The sequence below is a fragment of the Pseudonocardia sp. ICBG1142 genome, assembly GCF_020496255.1.
In the GTDB taxonomy this organism is placed as follows: domain Bacteria; phylum Actinomycetota; class Actinomycetes; order Mycobacteriales; family Pseudonocardiaceae; genus Pseudonocardia.
Genome location: NZ_JAHLJC010000003.1, coordinates 319,786 through 341,210, shown reverse-complemented (window position 1 = coordinate 341,210; position 21,425 = coordinate 319,786). Strand labels below are relative to the sequence as shown.

Sequence of the window (21,425 nt, the reverse complement as noted above, 5' to 3'; positions counted from 1 at the left end):
TGCACACTCCACCCGTGGTCGCGGGCGAACCGGTACTGGCCCGGGCGGTGCGGATCCTGTCGGTGTTCGAGCCGGGGCGGCCCGAGCTGGGCGTCGCCGAGATCGCCCGGGCATCGGGGCTGCACGTCGCCACCGCGTCGCGGCTGGTCGGGCAGCTGGTCGAGCTGGGCCTGCTCACGCGGACCGGCTCCGGTCGGCTGCGGATCGGGATGCGGCTGTGGGAGCTGGGGCAGCGGGCGTCGCCGACGCTGACCCTGCGGGCCGCCGCGCTGCCGTTCCTCGGGGACCTGCACGCCGTCGTCGGGCACCACGTGCAGCTGGGCGTCCTCGACGGCGACGAGGTCATCTTCCTCGAACGCCTCTCCGCCCCCGGGGCCGTCGTCAACCTGACCCGGATCGCCGGGCGGCTGCCGCTGCACGTCTCGTCGTCCGGTCTGGTCCTGCTCGCCCACGCATCGCCCGACCAGCAGGAACGCGTCCTCGCGGCGCCCCTGGAACGGCGGACGTCCGCCACGGTGACCGACCCGGCCCGGTTGCGGGTCCTGCTCGCCCGCGTCCGGCGTGACGGCCACGTCGTCACCGAGGGCCATGTGCACCCCGACGCGACCGGCGTCGCGGTCCCGGTGCGGGGCCGGGACGGGGCCGTCGTCGCGGCGCTGTCGACGGTGCAGCCGCGCGACGGCCGGGCCCGCACCCTCGTCCCGGCCCTGCGCGCCGCGGCCCACGGCATCGCCCGGGCGCACGCCGGGGGAGACCCCGCGCCGTGAGGGCGTTCAGCCCAGGAAGTCCTCGACCACCGCGTCGAACGCGGCGGGGTTCTCCAGGAACACGAAGTGCGAGTTCGCCTCGTCGGTCCCGAACACGTGCAGCCGCGCACCCGGGACGCGCTCGGCGATCCAGCGCTGCGACTCCGGGCTCACGTGGCTGCCCTCGCAGCCGACGACCAGCGTCGGGACGTCGATCCGGGGCAGTACGTCGCGCCAGTCCTGGGCGCAGTGGTCGAACAGCAGCGGCACTCCGGCGTGGGCGGGTGTGTGGGTGATCTCCTGGGCGACCAGGGACCAGACGTCCTCGGCGGGGGTGCCGGAGAACATCGAGCGGACGAACGCCTCCCGCACCTTCGGGCCCTCCGGTCCGGCGAGGTTCGCGGCCAGGTCGAGCAGGCCGCCGACGTCGAAGATCGCCCCCGACCCGGCCTGCTCGTCCACCGACATCCACGGCACCGCCGCGACGGCCGCCGGCTGGTCGACCAGCACCAGCCTGCGGATCCGGCCGGTGCCGTGGGTGTCGATGTGGCTCCACAGCACCGAGGCGCCCATCGACCAGCCGAGCAGGTCGGCGCGGTCGAGCCCGAGGTGGTCGAGCAGCTCGACGAGGTCCTGCGCGAGCCGGGCGATGCGGTAGCCGTGGTGGGGCTTGTCGGAGACGCCGTGCCCGCGCTGGTCGTAGGTGACCACGCGGCGGCCGGCGCCGAGTCCGGTGAGCTGGTGGGCGAACATCGCCTGGGTCTGTCCCCAGCCGTGCAGCATCACCAGCGGGACGCCGTCGCCGCCGGAGTCGCGGAAGTCGAGCGTCACGCCGTCGGCGGTGGTGAAGGTGGGCATCGGTGTCCTCCTCGGGTCCGCGGAGAGTCTGGGGCGCTGTGGCTCCGGTCACCACCTCCGCCGGACGAGTGATCAGGCCGTTCCGTGCTCCGACTGTCGAAGGTGAGCCCGGGCCTCGATGACGTCGAGTGCGGTGAGCCCCAGGTGCAGCGCCAGCCGGGTCGCGCCGTCGGAGACGTCGAGGCCGGTGAGCCGGGTGACCCGGTCGAGCCGGTAGTAGAGCGAGGTGCGGTGGATGTGCAGGCGGGCGGCGGCGGCCGGGCCGTTGCCCGCCTCGTCGAGGTAGGCGCGGACGGTCGCGACCAGCCGCCCGTCGGGGTCGGCGGCGCGGAGCCGGTGCACCTCGGCCGGGAGGGTCTCCTCGGTCAGGTGGTCCGGCGGGACCGCGAGCAGCGGGCCGAGCGCCCCGAGCTCCGACCACCGGGCCACCGGGGGCCGCAGGCCCAGCTCCGCGGCCGTGCACGCGGTCCGGGCCTGCGCGACCGACCCGGCGAGCAGCTCCGGCGCGGCGGCCGGCCCGCCGATCCCGGCGACACAGCGGAACCGGCCGTGGGCCAGCTCCGCGACCCGTTCGACGACCCGGTGCACCCGCCCGGGAAGGTCCCCGCCGCCCGCCGCCGGGGGGTCGGCGAGCAGCACCGCGGCGCTGCCGGTGACCGCGGTGAGCCACCCGCACGGGTCGGGGCGGCGCCCGGACAGGGCCGTCCGCAGGGCGATCCGGGCGTGCTCCTCGTCCTCACCGGCCCCGGGGACCGCGACGACGGCGGCGACCGCGCCCGACCGTGGGGCCCGGCCCGTCCCGGCGAGCGCGGCGGCGGCCCGGGACCGGGCCGCCGGGTCGTCGCCGACGAGGTCGAGCACCCGGCGGTCGTCCTCGTGGGCAGCGTCGGCGGTGCGCGCCAGGTCCAGCAGCGGCAACGCGAGCCGGTCGGCGACCTCGGTGATCCGGCCGAGCTCGCCGGTGGTGAGCGAGCCGTCGGCGTCCATCACCATGAGCAGCGCCAGCAGCCTGCCCTCCCAGCGCACCGGGACGCAGACCCGGGCGTGCATGCCCAGCTCCTCGCTGGCCGGGATGATCCCGGCGCGGGTCCAGGTCAGGACCCCCTGGGACAGCACGTAGCCGCGGATCCGCGGCTCGGCGCCGCGGTTGAGCACGGCCGCGACGCGGGTCTCGTCGGCATCGCCGTAGTGCGCGCTGGCGTAGAGGACCTGCACGGCGGGGTCGTCGACGACGACCGACCGGGACAGCTCGTCGGCGAGCCGGTCGATCAGCGTCGTCGCCGCGTCGCCGAGCACGCCGCGATCCTACAGACGGAGCACTCGGCGGCGGGGGTGCTCGTCGGCGGTCGGTGTCCGAGCTCCCCGTCGCGGGCGCAGGGTGACGGGGGACGGCGACGCGAGGAGGGTCCGGTGCGGGAGCTGGAGGGCCGGGTGGCCGTGGTGTTCGGCGCGGGGTCCGCGGGGCGGGGGCTGAGCAACGGCGAGGCGGCGGCGCTGGCCTACGCCGACGCCGGCGCGGTGGTCGCCGCCGTCGACCGCGACGCCGCGGAGGCGGCCCGGGTGGCCGCGGCGATCACCGGCGCGGGTGGCACGGCGCTGGCCGTCACCGCCGACGTCACCGACGACGGCGCCGTCGCCCGCGCCGTCGCCCGGATCGTCGACACCCTCGGTGTGCCGCACGTGCTGCACAACAACGTCGGTGCCGTGGTGCCCGGCGAGGTCACCGGGCTGGACCTCGCCGACTGGAACCGGGGGCTCGCGATCAACCTGACCAGCGCCTACCTGACCTGCCGGCACACGCTGCCGCACCTGCGCGCCGCCGGTCGCGGGGCGATCGTGAACGTGTCGTCGCTGGCCGCCATCCGCGACACCGGCTACGTCTACCCGGTCTACAGCGCGGCGAAGGCCGGCCTGGACCAGCTCACGGTGTCGCTGGCGCTGACGTACGCACGCGAGGGGATCCGCGCCAACGCGGTCCTTCCCGGGCTGATCGACACCCCGATGGTGCGCGAGCAGGTCGTCGACGACCCCGATGCGCTGGCCGCCCGACACGAGGCCAGCCCGACCGGCCGCATGGGGTCGCCACACGACGTCGCGCAGGCCGCGGTGTTCCTCGCGTCCGACCGCGCCGCCTACGTCAACGGCGTCTGCCTGCCCGTGGACGGCGGGCTGTCCGCGCGGTCCCGGTGAGATCCGGGATCAGGCCCCGGCGCCCGCGCCGACCGGCACCGGGCGCAGGGTCAGCGGCAGCAGGTCGCGGACCTCGGTGCGCAGGGTGTCCAGCGCGTGCGGGTCGTCGCCGGTGAGGAACCCCAGCAGGGCCTGCTGGAACACGCCGTCGACCATCCCGTAGGCGGCGTGCGGGCTGAGCGCGACCGTGGTGCCGGCGAGCTCGGCGTACCGGGTGACGACCCGCCACACCATGTCCTCCAGGGTGCGGTCGATCTGCCCGACGGCCTCGCGCAGGTTCGGCTCGAACATGCTCTGGGCGCGCAGGTCGTACCAGAGGCGGTGCATCGGGGCCTCGTCGACGATCGTCTGGCACAGGGTGTCCGCGAACGCGGTGACCAGGCCGTCCGCGGTCGTCGCGTCGGCGACGGCGCCGTCGTAGCGGGTCACGCACACCGCCTTGTACTGCCGCACGCAGTAGACGATCAGCTCCAGCTTGTCGGCGAAGTAGTAGTGCACGACACCGTGGCTGTACGGGGAGTTCTGGGCGATCTCGCGCAGCGACGCCCGCGCGTAGCCGAGCTCGCCGAGGGTCTGCAGGGCAGAGTCCGCCAGTGCGCGACGGCGCGCGTCGTGCTTGTCGACCGGGTTCGCCCGTGCCACGCGGCCCCCTCCCGTCGTCCGCCAGGGGGCCACTGTAACCGACCGGCGCGCCTCCGACGCCGGTGTTCTGGACGCCTGCCCGACGATGTCTTGACAACTGGTCAGAGATCGCGGCAGCCTGTGGCCCACATCACCGATCGACACTGGAGTCGCCGTGACGCAGATCGACCTGACCGGACGCACCGTGCTCGTGACCGGGGGAGCACAGGGACTGGGCGAGGGGATGGCCCGCGCGCTGGCCGACTCCGGTGGCCGGGTCGTCGTCGCCGACCTGCAGGACGAGGCGGGCGGCACGCTCGCGAAGTCCCTCGGCGAGCAGCACGGGTTCGTGCACCTGGACGTCACCGACGACGCCTCATGGACCAGCGCCGTCGCCGAGACGGTGGAGCGGTTCGGCGGACTCGACGTCGTCGTCAACAACGCGGGCGTCGAGGTCACCCAGCTGCTCGCCGACACCGAGCCCGACGACGTCCGCCGGATGCTCGAGGTCAACCTGCTCGGCACGATGCTCGGCATCAAGCACGCCTTCCGCGCCATGCGCCCGGGTGGCGCGGCCGGCCGCGGCGGGGCCGTGATCAACGTGGCCTCGGTGGCCGCGACCATCGCGTTCCCCGCCATCGGCGGCTACTCCGCGACCAAGTCCGGCGTCGACCGGCTCACCCGGGTCGCGGCGATGGAGTCGGGCAAGCTGGGCTACGGGGTGCGGGTCAACTGCGTGTACCCCGGGCTCGTCCCGACCGCGATGGGGCAGAAGCTCGCGGTCGAGACCGCCGGGCTCGGGCTGTTCGAGAGCCCGGAGGCCGCGGTCGGCGCGGTGGTCGAGCTGACCCCGTCGGGTCGGCTCGGCGAGGTCGCCGACATCGCCGACGTGGTCGCGTTCCTGGCGTCGGACGCCGCCCGGTTCGTCAACGGTGCCGGCCTGCCGGTCGACGGCGGCATGGGCATGTGACCCGCCGGGGTCCTCGCCGCCCGGGAGCACCGGGCCCGGGCGGCGAGGCCCCCGCGGAGTGCATCGGGGCGCCGGTCCGGCGGAGGAGCGGACCGCGCCCTGGACACCCGGTGTCGACGACGGCTACGGTGACGGTCCGGGCTCGTCGATCCGACGACGGGATCTGCTCGATGTCTCTCACGGGCGACACCCTCTCGGGGGCCGTCGCCGTTCGGCCGTCCGGTACAGCTCCGTGCTCCGACGGCACCACGGGTCGACCGTCCTCGTAGTGGGGGACCGACCCCACCTCCCCCTGGCGGACACATGACCGCGCCCACGCCATCCCGTCGTCTCCTCGCCGTCCCGGCGCCCGACACCGTCACCACCGACCCGCAGGTCCACGTCGGACGCGGCGTTGCCGCGACCGTCGTCATCGGCGTGTCCGGCGAGATCGACCTCGCGCCCGGCCCCTCGGTCGAGGCGCGGGTGCTCGCCGCGGTCGACTCCGCGCCCGGTGGCCGGGTCGTCCTGGACCTGAACGCGGTGGGGTTCCTCGGGCTGCGTGGTGTGGCGATGCTGCGTGCGGCCGCGGACCGCGCCCGGGCCACGGGCGCCTCCCTGGTGGTGGTGCTGGACCCGGCCGCGCCGGCGGCACGCGCGCTGCGGCTGGTCCCGGGCCCCGGTCTCACCGTGGTCGCGGTCGACGTGCCGGTCGCCGACGCGTCCTGACCCGGCGCGTGGGCGGCAGCGTCGTCGTCCCGCGGGCCGGCGGGTCGCGCGGTCAGCGGGGCAGCGGTGGCGCGGCGGGCGCGTCGAACCAGGGTTCGTCCGGGATCGACGGGTCCGGGGTCTCGCGCACCGCCGGGTCCGGGACGCCGTCGGTGGCCTGCGCCGGGCGGGTCGCGCCGAGGTAGTCGTCGCCGCGCCACCGGTACCAGGAGGTCTGCACCGGCATCCCGAACGTCGGCGCGCTGACCATCCGGTCCTGCCCGACGAACAGACCGACGTGCTGGACCTTGTCGACGGTGCCGTAGAAGACCAGGTCACCCGGGCGCAGCGCGGCCCCGGCGGGCACCTGCGGGCCGCGGCGGTACTGGTCGTGCGCGGTCCGCGGTAGGACGATGCCGGCCTTGCCGTAGGCGAAGGCGGTCAGCCCGGAGCAGTCGAATCCGCGGTCGCCGTTCTCCGGCCCGTTGCCACCCCAGGCGAACGGCAGCCCCACCTGGCGCAGGGCGACCTCGACCGCGGTGGCCACCCGCTGCTCGGGCGTCCCCGGCGGCCCGGCCGCGGCGACACCGCCGGTGACGAGCAGCAGGACCATGGCGACGAGCGTCGTCGCGAACGGGGACCGGAGCGGCACGATGTTCATCCCGGTCGGTTCCTCCCGGTCGCCCGCGGTCGGCGGGTGCGGCGCAGGTCACCGGGCGGTGACCTGCGCCGAACCTAGGGACGGGACCGGGGCGACCGGTAGCGGAAGCGATCGAGCGGGTGAACGGGGCGACCCGGTCGGTGCCGCCACGGGATGCGCCGTCTCGGGATGCGCGCTCGGGTCTGGCCGGAGGGGCGGGTCAGCCGCCGAGGCCGGGGATGCCCGGCATCTGCGGGAGCACCGGCGTCGAGGCGAACAGGTCGAGGTACATCCCGCCGGAGACCAGCAGGCCCAGGACGCCGAGCACGAGGCCGCCGAGTGCGACCGGCCGGACCCAGGCGCCCGCGGCGGGCCGGGCGGCCGGGCCGAGGACCAGGACGAGCCCGACGAGCACCGCGACCAGCGCGACGACACCGTTGACCAGGGCGGCGACGTCCCAGGGCGCGCCGTAGAAGGACTCGATGGTGTCGCCGGGGCTGCCGGTCGCGGCCTGGATCTGCCCGACGAGCGACTCGCGCTCGCGCAGCATGTCGCCGACCGAGGTGCCGGTGAGCGAGGCGAGGCCGAGCCCCGCGGCGACGACGGCGCCGGCTCCGGCGAGCCCACCACCGGAGGTCGTCCCGGAGGTCGTCGCCGAGGTCGTCCCGGTGGTCGCCTCGGAGGTGGGGGTGGCCGCCGCGGTGTCGGCCGGGGTGTCGGACCCGGTCGGCGCGGGCGTCGCCGCGGTGGACGAGTCGCCCGTGGCCGCGCCGGTGTCGGTCGTGTCGGTCGCCTCCGTGCTCCCGGCGGCGGTCGGCGCGCTCTCGGCCGGTGTCGCGGGGGCGTCGGTGGCGGGGGAGTCGGCTCCGGTGCCGCCGGTCGTGTCGGTCGTGCCGGTCGTGGTCGCCCGGTCCGTCGCGACGGAGCCGGACGCGTCGTCGGTCCCCGGGGTACCGGTCGCCGTGCCGCTGTCCGTGGACCTGCTCGTGTCGGAAGCCATGGGCCGCACCGTACGCGAGGTCATGATCGTCGTGGCGGCCCCCCACCTGGGCGGATGCGTCGTCGGTCCGTTCCGTCGGGACCGTCACCGGATGGGGGCGGTGACCGGTCGCTCCCCGTGTGGTCTAGGAACCGCCGTAGGGCGGCTCACCGGTTTCCGGGACGAGCACCGGGGTGTTCTCGTCGAGGGTCTCGCCGCGGAAGAACGGCCGCAGCCGCACCGCGCAGGCCAGCATCAGCGGCACACCGAGCGCGATCATGCCGACGCCGATCACGAACACCCCGCCGACCGGGCCGAAGGAGGTCTCGCCGTAGCCGGGGTCGAGCATGTCGATCGAGCTCTGCACGAACGCCCACACCATGACCACCCCGCCGAGCAGCGGCAGCAGGCCGCGCATCAGCAGGTCGCGCGGTGAGCGCAGCAGGGTGCGCCGGAAGTACCAGACGCAGGCGAAGGCGGTGATGCCGTAGTAGAACGCCACGGCCAGGCCGAGCGAGGCGACGGTGTCGAGCAGCGCGTCCGAGCTGACCAGGCCCAGCACGAGGTAGAAGACCACCGCGGACAGGCCCATGACGACGGTGGCGAACCCGGGCGTCGCGTAGCGGGGGTGGACGCTGCCGAAGCGGGGCGGGACAGCCCCGTAGACGGCCATCGCCAGCGCGCCGCGCGCGGTGGGCAGGATCGTCGTCTGGGTCGACGACGCCGCCGACACCGCGACGGTCAGCAGCAGCACCGCGGTGAGCGCCGTGCCGCCCATCGGCGCGCCGAGCAGGGTGAGCACGTCCTCGGAGTGCTCGGGGTTCGCCAGGCCGATCCCGGTCGCGCCGAACCCGGCGTAGGACTGCAGCGCGACGGCGACGACGACGTAGATCGCCAGCAGGATCACCGTGGCCAGCAGCGCGGCCCGGCCCGGGGTGCTCGTCGAGCCGCGGGTCTCCTCGCCGACGGCCAGGCAGGCGTCCCAGCCCCAGTAGACGAAGATGCACAGGATCAGTGCCTGCGCCGCGGCCGAGCCGGAGATCCCGGTCGGGTCGAACCAGCTCCAGCTGGGCAGCACGGCCTGCGGGCCGGCGTCGCCGGAGTACACCAGCCACAGCGCACCGGCGGCCAGCACGGCGAGCACCACGATCTGGAAGACGATCAGCGCGTTCTGGAACCGCTCGGACAGCACGATCCCGCGGTGGCTGATCCAGGTCATGACCAGGATGAACAGCACCCCGACACCGACCTTGACCAGGGTGTTCTCCGCGGCGGCGTCGAACCCGAGCGCGCGCAGGGTGTAGACGGCGGCGATCTCGGCGACGTTGGCCAGCACGATGATCGCCGACACCGCGACGCCCCAGCCGCCCATCCAGCCGACCCACGGCCCGAAGGCCTTGGTGCCCCAGGTGAACGTGGTCCCGCAGTCGGGGACCGCGCGGTTCAGCTCGCGGTAGGCGACGGCGACGAACAGCATCGGCACGAACGCGACGAGGAACATCGCGGGCGCCTTCTCGCCGACGGCGAGGACGACGTAGCCGAGCGTCGCGGCCAGGCTGTAGGCGGGCGCGGTGGCGCCGAGCCCGATGACGGTGTTGCCCCACAGGCCCAGCGCTCCGGTCCGGAGCCCCTTCGGGCCGGCCTCCACGAGGGGAGGCGGTGCGGCGGCGGTCAACCGCCGATCTCGGCGGTGAGGATGGTGGGCACGGTCGTTCCCCGTCTCGTCTGCGCCCGCCCGGGTCGGCGGCGGCACACAGGATGCGGCACGGGCGCACCCGAACGGAAACGCCGGTGTCGTGTCTCACGCCCCGGAGCGGCCACCGGACCGGTCACCGGGTGGGCCGGCCGATCCGCCGGGGGGTCAGCACTGCCGGTGCGGCGTGCCCCGGACGCTGAACCAGTAGGCGCCGGCCTCGGCGCCGGAGATCTCGGTGCGGACCTCGGCGGTGGCCGGGCGGCCGAAGCGGCGCCGGATCGCCTTGCGGGCCGTCTTCTCGATGCGGGCGGCGAGCCGCTCCGGCTCGGAGTGCCCGGCCATGGTCAGCACGGCGACGAAGGCGTACCGGGCCGGTCCGCGACGTGGCCAGGGCCCGGTGCCGTCGGCCAGGGACAGCTCGACGGTCATCGGACGCTTGCGGTGCGTGTGCAGGGCACGGGTCAGCTCGGCCTCCACGACGTCCGCCTCGACGCCCGCGGGCGCCTCGATGCGGACGATCGCCATGACGGCGCTCGCCGCGGACCCACCTGTCACCACGGTCACGGTCATGTGCTCCTTCCGGGTGCGCACCGCCCCCACGAAGGCGCGCATCACGGACATTCATGCCCTGTCCACCCGGTTATAAACAAGGACTTGACCGAAAAAGGTGCGTCAGGATCACGAAAACTGCTCATGGCGCCACCCGAACGGATCAGTGCGGTGTCGTCCCGGTCACTGCTGGACGCGCGGCGCGGGTCAGGCGTTCGAGGACCTCCAGGACGTGTTCGTAGTCGCGGCCGGTGGCCCGGCTCATGCCGAGCTCGCAGGTGCGGTTGCAGGAGGCGTGGGCGTCGGCGTCGACCCCGGCGAGCTCCCACGCCTGCCCGGCGGTGGCCGCCGCGGTCAGCTCCGGGTGCAGCATCCCGCGGTCCCCGGCGAAGCCGCAGCAGTTCCACGAGTCGGGGACGACGACGTCGTCGGCGACGGCCGCGGCCAGGCGTCGCAGTGGGTCGAGCAGGCCGAGCTGGGTGGCCGAGCAGGTCGGGTGCAGGACGAGCCGGGCCAGCCGGGCGGGCACGGTGAGCGTGGGCAGGATCCGTTCGGCGGTGAACGCGACGGCGTCGAGGACCCGCAGGCCGCGGTAGCGTTCCGGCCCGGACGCGACCATCACCCGCAGGCCCTCGGTGCACGACGACGCGTCGGACACCACCGGGACCGCCCCGCCGCGGCTCGTCGTCCACAGCGCGGGCAGGACCCGCTCGGCCATCGCGGCGAACCCGTCGTGCAGCCCCTTGGACTTCCACGGCGTGCCGCAGCACAGCGACCCCAGGCCGGCGGGTGCGCTCGCCCGCAGCCCCGCCCGTCCGCAGAGGCGGGAGAACGCCTCGCCCGCGCCGGGGCCCGCCGAGCCGAACATGGCACCGGTGCAGGAGGAGAACAGGACGAGGTCGGCGTCGGTGGACACCAGACCGCCGGGGACCCGGCGCCCGCCGCCGCGGGGCAGGTCGGGGCTCCACTGCGGCACCTGTTCGGGGTCGGCGACCCGGCGCAGCGCCGCGGAGGCGGGCCCGGCGCCGGGCACGGTCTTGGCGACCGTGAGGGCCAGCCCGGCGGCCCGGGTGGTGGCGCCCCAGTGCTTCGCGGCGAGGGTCCAGCCCGCGCCGGCGGGGCCGTGGTCGCGTTCGCCGCGCAGCCGTCGCACCAGGTCACCGGTGTTGATCAGGACGGGGCAGGCGGTGCCGCACATGCCGTCGACGGCGCAGGTGTCGACGCCGTCGTAGGCGTAGTCGGCCTCCAGCTCGGCGAGTACGGCGTCGTCGCCCGCGGCCCGCGCGGCGGCCATCTCGCGGCGCAGCACGATCCGCTGCCGCGGGGTGGTGGTCAGGTCGCGGCTGGGACAGACCGGCTCGCAGAACCCGCACTCCACGCAGCGGTCCACCTCGGACTCGACGGCCGGGGCGGTCTTGAGACCTGCCAGGTGCGCGGTGGGGTCGTCGTCGAGGACGACGCCGGGGGAGAGGATCCGCTGCGGGTCGCACAGCCGCTTGATCTCCTGCATGACCTCGTAGAGCTCGTCGCCGTACTGGCGGCGGACGAACGGCGACATCATGCGGCCGGTGCCGTGCTCGGCCTTGAGCGTCCCGCCGTGGGCCAGCACGAGGTCGACCATGTCGTCGGTGAACCGGCCGAAGCGGTCCCGGCCGCCCGCCGTGCCGGAGTCGTCGAGGGTCTCGGTCAGCATGAAGTGGACGTTGCCGTCCTTGGCGTGCCCGAAGATCACGGCGTGGTCGTAGTCGTGCTTCGCGAACAGCGCGATCAGGCCCTCGCAGGTCGCGAGCAGGTCCGGGACGGGTACGGCGACGTCCTCCAGCAGCGCCGCGGTGCCCGGCGGGCGGGCGCCCGCGACCTTGGCGTAGAGCGCCTTGCGCAGCTTCCACAGACCGGCCTTCGCGACCGGGTCCGCCGACAGCTCCCGCGGGCCCCGCAGTGGCAGCCCGGAGATCAGGCCGGAGGCGTCCCCGGCGAGCTGGGTGACCTCGTCGGCGGTGTGCCCGCGGTACTCCACGAGGAACGCGGCGTGCTCGTCGACGGTCAGTGCGCGCAGCCGCGGGTCGGCGTCGGTGTCGCCCTGTCCGACCCGCAGCGACGTCGCGTCCAGCAGCTCGATCGTCGCGGCGCCGGAGTCCACCAGGCCGGGCAGGGCCCGGTTGGCGGCGGCGAGGTCGTCGAACACCAGCAGCCCGGTACGGGTGTGGGCGAGCACCGGCACGGTGCGCATGGTGATCGAGGCGAGGAACGCCAGCGTCCCCTCGGACCCGACGAGCAGCCGGGCCAGGATCTGCACCGGGTCGTGGTGGTCGAGGAAGGAGTTCAGGCCGTAGCCCATGGTGTTCTTCAGCGCGAACTGGCGCTCGATCTCGGTGCGCAGCGCGGTGTCGCCGCGGAGCCGGTCGCGCAGCCGGGCCAGGCCCGCCCACAGCCGCGGCTCGCGGGCGCGCAGCTCGTCGTCGGCGCCGGGTGCGCCGGTGTCCAGGGTGGTGCCCGACGGCAGGACAAGCTCGACCGAGTCGAGCAGCGCGTAGCTGTTCGCGGCGGTGCCGCAGGCCATGCCGGAGGAGTTGTTCGCGACGACCCCGCCCAGGGTGCAGGCGACCTCGCTGGCCGGGTCCGGGCCGAGCATCCGGCCGTACCGGGCGAGCCGGGTGTTGACCGAGCGCACCGTCGCGCCGGGCCCGACGCGCACCCGCTCGCCGCCGTCCAGGATCTCGACGTCGCGGAAGTGCCGGCGGACGTCCACGAGGATCCCGTCGGTGACCCCCTGCCCGGACAGGCTCGTCCCGCCCGAGCGGAACGTCACCGGCACCCCGCCCGCCGCGCGGAACAGCGCGGCGACCTCGGCAGCGCTCGACACCGTCACCACCGCGGCCGGGGTACGGGCGAAGTGCGACGCGTCGTGCGCCATCCGGAGCCGGTCGATCGCCCGGGTGGCGACGGCGGCCGGCCGGACCGCGGCGGCGAGCCGGTCGTGCAGGGCGAGCAGGGCCGGGCGGCCTGCCGGGTCGGTGGGCGATGTCTCCGCGGGCGATCCGGTGAGGGTCACGGTGGTGCTCCTGGCGTGTGGTGGGACGCGCGTGCACCCACCCTGCACCAGGCTCAGCCCCGTGCCGAGGGGAAGTCGGGGGGACGCTTCTCGCGCAGCGCGGCGGCGCCCTCCACCACGTCGGGGCCCATGAAGGTCAGCATCTCGTAGGCGGCGGACTGCTCGAAGGCCGGTCCCGCGCTGCGCAGCCACGAGTTCAACGCCCGCTTGGTGAGCCGGATGGCCTGCTGGGAGCCGGTGCCCAGGGCGTGCGCGACCCGCAGCGCCTCGTCGAGGACCTGGTCGCGCGGCACCGCCTTCGCGACCATCCCCAGCCGCTCGGCCTCGGCGCCGGTGACCATCTCGCCGGTCAGCAGGTAGTAGCGGGCCTTCGCCATCCCGGCCAGCAGCGGCCAGATGATCGCGGCGTGGTCCCCGGCGGCGACGCCGAGCTTCACGTGGCCGTCGCCCAGCTTGGCGTCCTCGGCGGCGATCGCGATGTCGGCGAGCAGCGCGACGACCACCCCGGCGCCGACGGCCACGCCGTTGATCGCCGACACGACCGGCTTCTCGCAGTCGATGATGTTCCAGACCAGGTCGGACATCTCCCGGAGCATGTGGGAGACGCGTTCGTGGTCGCCGGCCATCCGCTCGACCATGCCGAGGTCGCCGCCCGCGGAGAACGCCTTCCCGGCCCCGGTGATCACCGCGACCCGGGTGGCGGCGTCGGCGGACACGTCCCGCCAGACCCGCGCGAGCTCGCCGTGCAGGACCTCGTCGGCGGCGTTGTACTTCGCCGGGTTGTCGATGGTGATGAGCAGGACGCCGTCGTCGCGGCGCTCGAACCGCAGCTGGGTGTAGGTGCTCGGATCGAGGGTCATGGGGGTCCTCCGGGGGCTGCGGGCAGAGCGTGTCGAGAGGTCGAGGGCGTACGCGACCCCGGCCACGACGACGTCGCCCGCCCCGTGGTCACTCTGCACCGGCGGGCCCGAGCCCGTCGGGCCGCTCAGCGCACGACGCGCAGGGGGCCGGAGGGCCGGTCGAAGACGATCGGGAGAGTGTCCTCGCGCGGGTCCGGGGTCCGGGGGAGGACCTCGGTCGGGGGCTCGGCGTCCTCGGGTGGACGGCGCATCCGGGGGAGGACGCCGGTCGGCGGGTCGGGCTCCCCGGTCGGCGGGCGCATCCGGGGCAGGACGCCCGTGGGCGGCCCGGTGCGGTCGGCGGGCTGCCCGGCAGAGTCCGCGGCGGGCCGCACGGTGGGCTCTGCGGTGGGCTCTCCGGCGGGCTCTGCGGTCGGCTCCGCAGCGCGCTCCGCGTCGTCGGCGGCGCGGCAGTCGGCGAGCAGCTCCCGCACGTCGTCGGTCACCGCGTGCCCGTCGCCGAGCGCGTGCTCGGCGACCTCGAGCGTCGCGGCGAGCAGGCCGGCCGCGCCGCGCAGGTCGCCGGTGTCGGCACGCGCGATCGCCACCGCGGCGCGGGAGGCGATCGTGCAGGGATGGGTCTCGCCGAGCACCCGTGTCCGCCGGGTGACCACGTCCTCGTGCCGGCGGACCGCCTCCTCGGCGTCGCCGGTCTCCCGGTGGGCCGCGGCCACGGCGTCGGCGGCCGCGAGTGAGGCCGGATGGTCCGGGCCCAGCAGCGCCTCGCGGGCGGCGAGGTTGTGGGTGGCGAGCTCCAGCCCGCCGGTGCGGTCGTAGCCGAGCAGCAGCGCGACGGCGAGGGTCCCCTCGGCGACGAGCGTGTCGGGGTCGTCCGGACCCAGGTCGCGACCGGCGGCGGTGAGGACCCGCTGTACGCGACGGGTGGCGTCCAGCAGCGCGGGCATGTCGCCCCGACGTCCCGCGGTGCGCACGTCGGTGGCGGCGCGGTCGTGACGGGCGCGCAGGTCCTCGCGCAGGGGGGTCGTCGTCGACCGTCCGGCACCGCGGTGCCGGACGGTCACCCTCCGCTCGGTCATGGACAACCCGACCCCCTCCGTACTCCGCGAACGAGCCGTGATCACTCGAACGGCCCACCCACTAGTAACGGAGCGTACTCGTTATCGGGATCAACGCGCACCTCGGAGGGGTGTTCGATGAAAAGACTCGTTCTTCCGTCACTTTGTGTGACGGCGAGCGTGCAGACCGTCCGTGGGGTCACTCGGCCGTGCGGTCGGCGATCCCGAACGGGTGCACGGTCGTCGCGGCACCTGGAGTGCGGTGTCCGTGGGCTCGACAATCGCGTGAACGCCGTGCGGAGAGGGGACCTCGTGTCGAGGCAGGAGGACGCCGACCACACCGATGGTGAGGTCGCGGACGACGCAGGGGCGGTGCGGCGTCCAGACACCGGCGCCGACCCCGTCGCCGGTGACCGAGTGGACCGGCCGGTGCGCCGGCCCTTCCGCCCGCCGCCTCCACGGCCCCCGCTGCGGCCGACGTCGCCCTTCCTGGGGGTGGCGCCGCTCGTCGCCCCGCCCGCGGACGAGCCTGGTCCTCCGGGCATCGAGGCGTTCGGGGCCGGCGTGACGCCGCCCCGTGTGGTGCCGGAGGCCGCCGCACCGTCCTCCGACGACCCCGCGACCGCGGATCCGGTGCTCACCGCCGAGGTGCCCGCCGCGACGGGCGCTGCGCCGGATTCCGGCACGGCCGACCGTGATCGGGAGAGCACCGCAGAGCCGGGCCCGGCCTCCGCTGCACCCGCCTCCGTCGAGGCGACCGCTGCTGCGTCGACCCCGGCTGCGTCGACCCCTGCTGGGGCGACGGTTGCTGGGGCGACGGCCGCTGCGTCGACGGCTGCCGCGGGACCGGGATCCACGGCGCCCGCTGCCGCTGCGCCGGGCATCGCCGGGCCGAGCGTGCCCGGAGCGCCGCCCGTCCCACCGCCCGACGGCGCCCGCTCGCTGCCACCGCCGACCGGCCCGCACCCGACCCTGCCCGGTGTCCCCGCGGTCGGGCCGCGCGCGACGCCCCGGCTCACGGCAGCGGTGCTGGTCGGGTCCCTGCTGGCGGCCGCCGGTGCGGCCGCGGGCGCGGTCGCGCTGGTGTCGGAGCAGAGCGACGGCGCAGGCTGGCCCGGCGCGACCGACCCGACGGCGGTGACCCGCCCGGACGGGGTGACCGCGGGTCTCCCCGGGGGGCCGGGACCCCTGGTCCCGATGCCCGGGGTCTCCTCCGGTGACGGGGCGCCTGACCGGGCCGCCTCGCCGGAGCGGTACCGGGCCGACCCGGATCCCGACCGCGCGTCCCGCCCGGACCCGGCCGCGGGCCCGGACGAGCGGCGGGGCGGCCCCGCGACACAGCTCCCGGCATCGAGCGCGGCACAGCGCCCGGCACCGAGCCCGGCACCGGGTGGCGGCCGCGCACCGGCGGCACCCTCCGCTCCGCCGGCTCCGGGCGGACCGGCGGCGGGTGGCCGGGTGGCACCGGCTGCCCCGGCTCCGGGCGGGACCGGTCCGGCGGCTCCGGGCGCGCCCGCCGGGGGGACGACCCCGGGGACACCCGGCACCCCACCCGGCGGCACGAGCCCGGCCGGGCCCGGCACGCCCGGCGCCGGCACGACCCCGTCGGGCTCCGGCGGCACTGGCACGGGACAGCCCTCCGGTACCGGAGCCGCACCGGCCCCGGCGCCCCCGGCGGGAGCCGGGCCCGCGTCGGGCCCGGGACCGGGAGCAGGGACGGGATCCGGCACGGGGACCGGGAACGGGGCCCCGGACGCGACCGGCACCGGATCCGGCCCTGGCACCGGCGGCCCGTCGACCGGACACCCGCCGGCGGCCGGCACCGCAAGCGGCGGCCCTGCAGGAGGCGGCCCTGAAGGAGGCGGCGCTGCAGGAGGCGGCGCTGCAGGAGGCGGCGCTGCGGGTGGCGGCACCGCACCGACGGCCCCGGCCGGCCCCGGGGCCTGACCCGCCCGGGGACCGACGGACGTGGCGGCGGCGGGCGACTCAGCCCGCCGCCAGGATCTGTTCCCGCAGGATGTCGGCGTGCCCGCAGTGGTGGGCCAGCTCCCGCAGGACCTGCAGCAGCAGCCAGCGGACCGTGATCGGGTACCCGCGTCCGGTCACGGTGTCGTCGAGCGCCAGCCCGGCCACGGCGTCCCGGGAACGCTCGCACACCCGCAGGTAGTGGTCCCGGACCGAGCCGATGGTCTCGTCGTCGCGGGGCAGGAACGACTCCTCCACGGTCTCGGGAATGCCGAGCTCCGCGCGCGTCGCGCCGTGGACCCCGATGCCGAACCACACCGTCTCCATGAACGCGGCGTGCCGGACCAGCCCCAGCAGCGTCGTCGCCGACGGGACCAGCCGCCGTCGCGCCTGCTCCTCGGTCAGCCCGTCGAGAAGGCCGGCGATCAGCGTCCGGTACTCCTCGACGAACGCCGTCAGCTGGGTCCGCTCGTCGCCGACCATCACCGCGAAGGGATCGCTCATGGGGAGCGACCGTACGACCGTGGTCGGACGGCGCAGATCGTTCCCCGCTCCGACGCGCCGGACCGGCCCGGGCCCGCACCGTTGCAGCATGAGCACGACAGACCGGATCCCCGGCGCACCCCAGGCGCCGCCCGCCCGACCGGACAGCGGGTCGTGGCCGCGCGGCCGGCACCGGGCCGGACGGGCACGGGTGGCCGGCCTCGACGCCGCCCGCGGTCTCGCGGTCCTCGGCATGATCGTCGCGCACGTCGCCGTCGCCGCGGGGTCGAGCTGGCTGGTGCAGGCGGTCACCGGGCGCGCCGCGGTGTTGTTCGCGGTGCTCGGCGGGGTGTCGCTGACCCTGATGGCCGCGCCCGTCCTCGCCGCGCCGACCGCGCGGAACCGGGCGTGGCTGCGCCGCCGGATCGCGGTGCGGGGACTGCTGCTGGTGGTCCTCGGGCTGCTCCTGGCCGAGATCAGCAGTGGACCGATGGTCATCCTCGTCGTCTACGGGGTGCTGTTCTGGCTGCTCCTGCCGGTGCTGTTCGCGCCGGCCCGGGCGCTCGCGGTCGCCGCCGCGGTCTGGGCCGTCGCCGGGCCGCTGCTGTCCTGGGTGCTGCGTGCCCGGCTCGGGTCCACCCCCGACGCCGACGGCCGGACGGTGCTCGGCGCGACCGCGCAGCTGTCCGACCTCACCTCGCCCGCCGGCCTGCTCCACGCGCTCGACACGGTGCTGCTCAGCGGCGCCTACCCCGTCCTGACCTGGATGCCGTTCCTGCTGCTCGGGATGGCGCTCGGCCGGCTCGACCTGCGCACCGCGGCCACCCGGCTGGTCGCCGGCGGGGCCGCCGGCGCGGTGCTCGGCTACGGCGGGTCCTGGCTGGCGCTGGACGTCCTGGGTGGGCGCGACGCGCTCCTGGCGTCGGTCGCGCCCGTCGCCGACCGGCTCGGCGTCCCGGCCGAGCTCGCGTTGCAGCTGCTCGGCGGTACCGCCCTGGGCACGGTCGCCACCACCACACCCGCCTGGCTGCTCGCCGCGACCCCGCACAGCGGCAGCCCGTTCGACGTCGTCGGGGCGGCCGGGGTCGCCGTCGCGGTGCTCGGCCTGTGCCTGCTCGCCGCGCGGTACGGGGGACGGCTGCTCGACCCGCTCACCGCGACCGGCGCGCTCGCGCTGACCCTGTACGCCGGGCACATCGCGCTGCTCGTCGCACTCGGCGGGTGGCCGCAGGACGCGCCGTGGGCGGCGACGGCGCTGGTCGCGGGCCTGGCGGTGGTCACAGCGTGGACCTGGCGCCGGCTCGTCGGGCGCGGTCCGCTGGAGGCACTGGTGCACGGCGTCTCCGTCCGCGCGGCCGGGTCTCCGCCCACGGTCGGAGACCGGGGATCGGACCCCGCTCCGATGCCTCGCGCGGCCGCCCCGCGCGAGGCTGGGGACATGGACAGCACGACGGCGGGCCGGGCGGCCGACACGATCGGGTATCGGACATCATCGACCACGGGGCCTGCGCGGCCGGCGCGACAGGTGCCACAGGCCCGTCCCGGCCGGGAGGAGACGCGATGAGCACCGCGACACGGCTGCGGGACGCCGTGCGCCGGCTGCCCGCGCTGCGCTCGTCGCCCTCGGAGGCCCCGACCCTCGTCGAACGTGCGGTGGCACTCGGCCGGCGCAACCCCGTCGTCGTCGACGCCGTGCTGGCCGCCCTGCTCATCTGGGTCGCGGTCAGCTGGACGCTGGAGGGCAAGGGCGTCCGCTCGGACATGCGGATCGAGGCGCTGGTCGTCTCCGTGCTGGCGTCGCTGCCCGTCCCGCTGCGCCGGGTGTACCCGATGCCGGCCGCGATCGCGACCGCGGTCGTCGCGCTGGTCTGTACCTTCGGGCTGCCCGGCACGATGGCCGCGTTCCTGCTGCCGTCGCTGGTCATGGGGTACTCGGCCGTGGCCTACGGGCCCCGCTGGGCGGGCTGGCTGGCGCTGGTCGTGCTCATGGTGGGGGTGCTCGGATCGTTCGTGGCCCGCGGCCCGGCGTTCCTGTTCGCCTCCCCGGACATGACGCCGCTGGTGGCGCTGGCCCTGATCGGGGCGATGGCGACGGTCCCGCTGCTGGTGTGGCTGCTCGGGTCGCTGCGCCGCGCCGCCCACCGCCGCACCCTCGACCTGCGCGAACGCAACCGGCTGCTGGAGGAGAGCCGCCGCCAGGAGGTCCGCCTCGAGCTGCTGGCCGAGCGGTCGCGGATCTCCCGCGAGGTGCACGACGTCGTCGCCCACTCGCTGTCCGGGATCATCGCCCAGGCCGACGGCGGCCAGTTCGCCGCGCAGCGCGACCCGGCGAAGGCCGTCGAGGTGCTCGTCGGCATCGCGACGACCGGCCGTTCCGCGCTGTCCGACGTCCGCGGTCTGCTGTCGATGCTGCGCGACACCGGCCCGGACGACGGCACCGACACCGACCCGGCGCGTCCGCAGCCCGGCGTCGGCGACGTCCCCGCACTCGTCGAGCAGGTCCGCACCGGCGGGCTGCCGGTCGACCTGCGGACCGTCGGCACCCCGCGGGAGCTCCCGACCGGGCCCGGCCTGACCGTCTACCGGATCGTGCAGGAGTCGCTGACCAACGTCATCAAGCACGCGGGGACCGGCGTGCCCACCCACGTCGAGCTGCGGTGGACCCCCGACGAGCTGACCGTGCGCGTCCACGACGAGGGCGCCCGCGGACCCGTCCCCACCCCGCCGCGCGGCGGGTACGGCCTGACCGGCATGCGGGAGCGCGCCGCCCTGCACGGCGGCTCGGTCGAGGCCGGACCGCGCGCCGACGGCGGCTGGACGGTCCGGCTGCGTCTGCCCCTGACACCCCCGGCCCGAGGAGAACGGTGAACCCCGTACGACTGATGCTCGTCGACGACCAGGAGCTGGTCCGCACCGGCTTCGCGATGGTGCTCGACTCCTGCGACGACCTCGCCGTCGTCGCCCAGGCCGGCAACGGCGAGGCCGCACTCGCCGAGCTGGACCGCACCGAGGTCGACGTCGTGCTGATGGACGTGCGGATGCCCCGCCTCGACGGCATCGCCGCCACCCGCCGGGTCGTCGCCGAGCACCCCGGGGTGCGGGTCCTGGTGCTGACCACCTTCGACCTCGACGAGTCCGTCACCGAGGCCATCGCCGCCGGTGCCAGCGGCTTCCTGCTCAAGGACGTGTCCCCGCAGGACCTCATCGAGGCCGTCCGCACCGTGCACCGCGGCGACTCGGTCGTCGACCCGGTCTCCACCCGCCGGCTGCTGCGCGCCACCCGGCCCCTGCTCACCGCGCCCGAGCCGGCCGCCGCGGAGCCGTCGGTGGACGCCGTCGCCGCGCTCGCCGAGCTGACCCCGCGGGAGCGGGAGGTGCTCGTCCTCGTCGGCAACGGCCGGTCGAACGCCGAGATCCGGGCCGACCTCGTCGTCTCCGAGGCGACGGTGAAGACCCACATCGGGCACCTGCTCGCCAAGACGCAGTCGCGTGACCGCGTCCAGCTCGTCGCGCTGGCGTTCCGGGCGGGTCTGGTCAGCTGAGCCCCGGCCGCCCCGCTCAGAAGCCCGGGTGGTCGCGCAGGTTGACCTGGTCGCAGGTCAGCGCGAACGCGTCGACCTCCTCCGGCGACGGCGGTGTCGCCCGTGCGGCGAACTCCGCCAGCCCCCGGAAGTAGCGTTCCCGCGGCGCGCCGGGCACGAACAGGATGAGGAACCGCGCGTCGCTGTCCGGGCCGGTGCGGAACGCGTGCACGCCCCGGTGCGGGACGTGCACCAGGTCACCCGGCCCGGCCTCGGTCCAGGTCTCGCCGGTCATGACCCGCAGTGCGCCGTCGAGGACGTAGAAGCTCTCGGTGAACCCGGTGTGCAGGTGCGGCAGCGCACCGGGGGAGTCCGCCGGGACCCACGACTCGAACAGACCGAACCCGCCACCGACCTCCGTGCCGGGCGCGGCGAACCGGGTCCACGAGCCGGTCGGGGAGGTCACGGCGCGCTCGGTGGTCGCGGCGGGGCGCCACACCGCGCCGGGCTCGGGAAAGCTCACGCACCGAACGTAGCGGACCGATGACCGGGC

Annotated in this window: 20 protein-coding genes; 8 read left to right on the top strand and 12 right to left on the bottom strand. The window is 75.8% G+C overall.

The window, feature by feature from the left end; genetic code table 11:
• Positions 1-14 precede the first annotated feature (14 nt).
• Entirely contained in the window at positions 15-767 is a 753-nt protein-coding gene (locus KPL59_RS01805; RefSeq protein ID WP_226351669.1) for an IclR family transcriptional regulator, read from the top strand.
• 6 nt (positions 768-773) lie between these two features.
• Here KPL59_RS01805 and KPL59_RS01800 read toward each other — a convergent pair whose 3' ends face one another.
• Together KPL59_RS01800 and KPL59_RS01795 are read right to left on the bottom strand one after the other, a co-directional pair.
• On the bottom strand, positions 774-1,604 hold the full coding sequence (locus KPL59_RS01800) for an alpha/beta fold hydrolase (protein WP_226351668.1): 831 nt from the start codon (positions 1,602-1,604) through the stop codon (positions 774-776).
• Positions 1,605-1,676: 72 nt separating this feature from the next.
• Positions 1,677-2,900, bottom strand: coding sequence for a CdaR family transcriptional regulator (locus tag KPL59_RS01795; protein ID WP_226359696.1), 1,224 nt, complete (start codon positions 2,898-2,900; stop codon positions 1,677-1,679).
• Positions 2,901-3,014: 114 nt separating this feature from the next.
• On the opposite strand from KPL59_RS01795, the gene KPL59_RS01790 reads away from it, so the two are divergent.
• Entirely contained in the window at positions 3,015-3,794 is a 780-nt protein-coding gene (locus KPL59_RS01790; protein WP_075554264.1) for an SDR family NAD(P)-dependent oxidoreductase, read from the top strand.
• A 9-nt stretch (positions 3,795-3,803) separates the two neighbouring features.
• On the opposite strand, the gene KPL59_RS01785 is transcribed toward KPL59_RS01790, so the two are convergent.
• Positions 3,804-4,436 (bottom strand): TetR/AcrR family transcriptional regulator, encoded by a 633-nt coding sequence (locus KPL59_RS01785; RefSeq protein ID WP_083696111.1) that lies wholly within the window; start codon positions 4,434-4,436, stop codon positions 3,804-3,806.
• 154 nt (positions 4,437-4,590) lie between these two features.
• Between KPL59_RS01785 and KPL59_RS01780 the strand changes: the two genes are divergently transcribed.
• On the top strand, positions 4,591-5,385 hold the full coding sequence (locus KPL59_RS01780) for an SDR family NAD(P)-dependent oxidoreductase (protein WP_020627269.1): 795 nt from the start codon (positions 4,591-4,593) through the stop codon (positions 5,383-5,385).
• 303 nt (positions 5,386-5,688) lie between these two features.
• Positions 5,689-6,093: an STAS domain-containing protein gene (locus KPL59_RS01775; protein ID WP_226359695.1), complete on the top strand. Its 405-nt coding sequence runs from the start codon at positions 5,689-5,691 to the stop codon at positions 6,091-6,093.
• A gap of 52 nt (positions 6,094-6,145) precedes the next feature.
• Here KPL59_RS01775 and KPL59_RS36650 read toward each other — a convergent pair whose 3' ends face one another.
• The 7 genes from KPL59_RS36650 to KPL59_RS01740 form a co-directional block, all read right to left on the bottom strand.
• Positions 6,146-6,733 (bottom strand): C40 family peptidase, encoded by a 588-nt coding sequence (locus KPL59_RS36650; protein ID WP_308187811.1) that lies wholly within the window; start codon positions 6,731-6,733, stop codon positions 6,146-6,148.
• 199 nt (positions 6,734-6,932) lie between these two features.
• A complete protein-coding gene (locus KPL59_RS01765) occupies positions 6,933-7,712 on the bottom strand; it encodes a hypothetical protein (protein WP_226359694.1) in 780 nt (259 codons plus the stop codon).
• Between the two features lie 124 nt (positions 7,713-7,836).
• The gene (locus KPL59_RS01760) at positions 7,837-9,339 is read right to left on the bottom strand and encodes an APC family permease (RefSeq protein WP_226359693.1); all 1,503 of its coding nucleotides are present in this window, start codon (positions 9,337-9,339) and stop codon (positions 7,837-7,839) included.
• 213 nt (positions 9,340-9,552) lie between these two features.
• Positions 9,553-9,999 carry a hypothetical protein gene (locus KPL59_RS01755; protein ID WP_145981382.1) on the bottom strand — a complete coding sequence of 149 codons (447 nt, stop codon included), beginning with the start codon at positions 9,997-9,999 and terminating at the stop codon, positions 9,553-9,555.
• Positions 10,000-10,099: 100 nt separating this feature from the next.
• Positions 10,100-12,988: an FAD-binding and (Fe-S)-binding domain-containing protein gene (locus tag KPL59_RS01750; RefSeq protein WP_226359692.1), complete on the bottom strand. Its 2,889-nt coding sequence runs from the start codon at positions 12,986-12,988 to the stop codon at positions 10,100-10,102.
• A 53-nt stretch (positions 12,989-13,041) separates the two neighbouring features.
• Positions 13,042-13,848 (bottom strand): enoyl-CoA hydratase/isomerase family protein, encoded by an 807-nt coding sequence (locus KPL59_RS01745; RefSeq protein ID WP_060712599.1) that lies wholly within the window; start codon positions 13,846-13,848, stop codon positions 13,042-13,044.
• Between the two features lie 125 nt (positions 13,849-13,973).
• A complete protein-coding gene (locus KPL59_RS01740) occupies positions 13,974-14,924 on the bottom strand; it encodes a tetratricopeptide repeat protein (protein WP_226359691.1) in 951 nt (316 codons plus the stop codon).
• A gap of 291 nt (positions 14,925-15,215) precedes the next feature.
• Here KPL59_RS01740 and KPL59_RS01735 point away from each other — a divergent pair, with 291 nt between their 5' ends.
• Complete coding sequence (locus tag KPL59_RS01735; RefSeq protein ID WP_226359690.1) at positions 15,216-16,850, top strand: hypothetical protein; 1,635 nt, start codon at positions 15,216-15,218, stop codon at positions 16,848-16,850.
• A gap of 39 nt (positions 16,851-16,889) precedes the next feature.
• Here KPL59_RS01735 and KPL59_RS01730 read toward each other — a convergent pair whose 3' ends face one another.
• Positions 16,890-17,372 (bottom strand): DinB family protein, encoded by a 483-nt coding sequence (locus tag KPL59_RS01730; RefSeq protein ID WP_226359689.1) that lies wholly within the window; start codon positions 17,370-17,372, stop codon positions 16,890-16,892.
• Between the two features lie 88 nt (positions 17,373-17,460).
• Here KPL59_RS01730 and KPL59_RS01725 point away from each other — a divergent pair, with 88 nt between their 5' ends.
• Genes KPL59_RS01725 through KPL59_RS01715 form a run of 3 tightly spaced genes read left to right on the top strand, consistent with a single transcriptional unit; the run spans position 17,461 to position 20,893 of the window.
• Positions 17,461-18,915 (top strand): heparan-alpha-glucosaminide N-acetyltransferase domain-containing protein, encoded by a 1,455-nt coding sequence (locus KPL59_RS01725; protein ID WP_226359688.1) that lies wholly within the window; start codon positions 17,461-17,463, stop codon positions 18,913-18,915.
• The gene (locus tag KPL59_RS01720; RefSeq protein ID WP_226359687.1) at positions 18,912-20,219 is read left to right on the top strand and encodes a sensor histidine kinase; all 1,308 of its coding nucleotides are present in this window, start codon (positions 18,912-18,914) and stop codon (positions 20,217-20,219) included. Before KPL59_RS01725 ends, KPL59_RS01720 begins: the two co-directional genes overlap by 4 nt.
• The gene (locus KPL59_RS01715) at positions 20,216-20,893 is read left to right on the top strand and encodes a response regulator transcription factor (protein WP_226352793.1); all 678 of its coding nucleotides are present in this window, start codon (positions 20,216-20,218) and stop codon (positions 20,891-20,893) included. Before KPL59_RS01720 ends, KPL59_RS01715 begins: the two co-directional genes overlap by 4 nt.
• Before the next feature lie 16 nt (positions 20,894-20,909).
• Here KPL59_RS01715 and KPL59_RS36645 read toward each other — a convergent pair whose 3' ends face one another.
• Complete coding sequence (locus tag KPL59_RS36645) at positions 20,910-21,395, bottom strand: cupin domain-containing protein (RefSeq protein ID WP_226352792.1); 486 nt, start codon at positions 21,393-21,395, stop codon at positions 20,910-20,912.
• Positions 21,396-21,425: the final 30 nt, after the last annotated feature.

Coding starts and splice junctions, on each gene's coding strand:
- KPL59_RS01800 (WP_226351668.1), bottom strand. CDS start 1,604: ATGCCCACCTTCACCACCGCCGACGGCGTGACGCTCGACTTCCGCGAC.
- KPL59_RS01775 (WP_226359695.1), top strand. CDS start 5,689: ATGACCGCGCCCACGCCATCCCGTCGTCTCCTCGCCGTCCCGGCGCCC.
- KPL59_RS36650 (WP_308187811.1), bottom strand. CDS start 6,733: ATGAACATCGTGCCGCTCCGGTCCCCGTTCGCGACGACGCTCGTCGCC.
- KPL59_RS01765 (WP_226359694.1), bottom strand. CDS start 7,712: ATGGCTTCCGACACGAGCAGGTCCACGGACAGCGGCACGGCGACCGGT.
- KPL59_RS01755 (WP_145981382.1), bottom strand. CDS start 9,999: ATGCGCGCCTTCGTGGGGGCGGTGCGCACCCGGAAGGAGCACATGACC.
- KPL59_RS01745 (WP_060712599.1), bottom strand. CDS start 13,848: ATGACCCTCGATCCGAGCACCTACACCCAGCTGCGGTTCGAGCGCCGC.
- KPL59_RS01740 (WP_226359691.1), bottom strand. CDS start 14,924: ATGACCGAGCGGAGGGTGACCGTCCGGCACCGCGGTGCCGGACGGTCG.
- KPL59_RS01730 (WP_226359689.1), bottom strand. CDS start 17,372: ATGAGCGATCCCTTCGCGGTGATGGTCGGCGACGAGCGGACCCAGCTG.
- KPL59_RS01725 (WP_226359688.1), top strand. CDS start 17,461: ATGAGCACGACAGACCGGATCCCCGGCGCACCCCAGGCGCCGCCCGCC.
- KPL59_RS01720 (WP_226359687.1), top strand. CDS start 18,912: ATGAGCACCGCGACACGGCTGCGGGACGCCGTGCGCCGGCTGCCCGCG.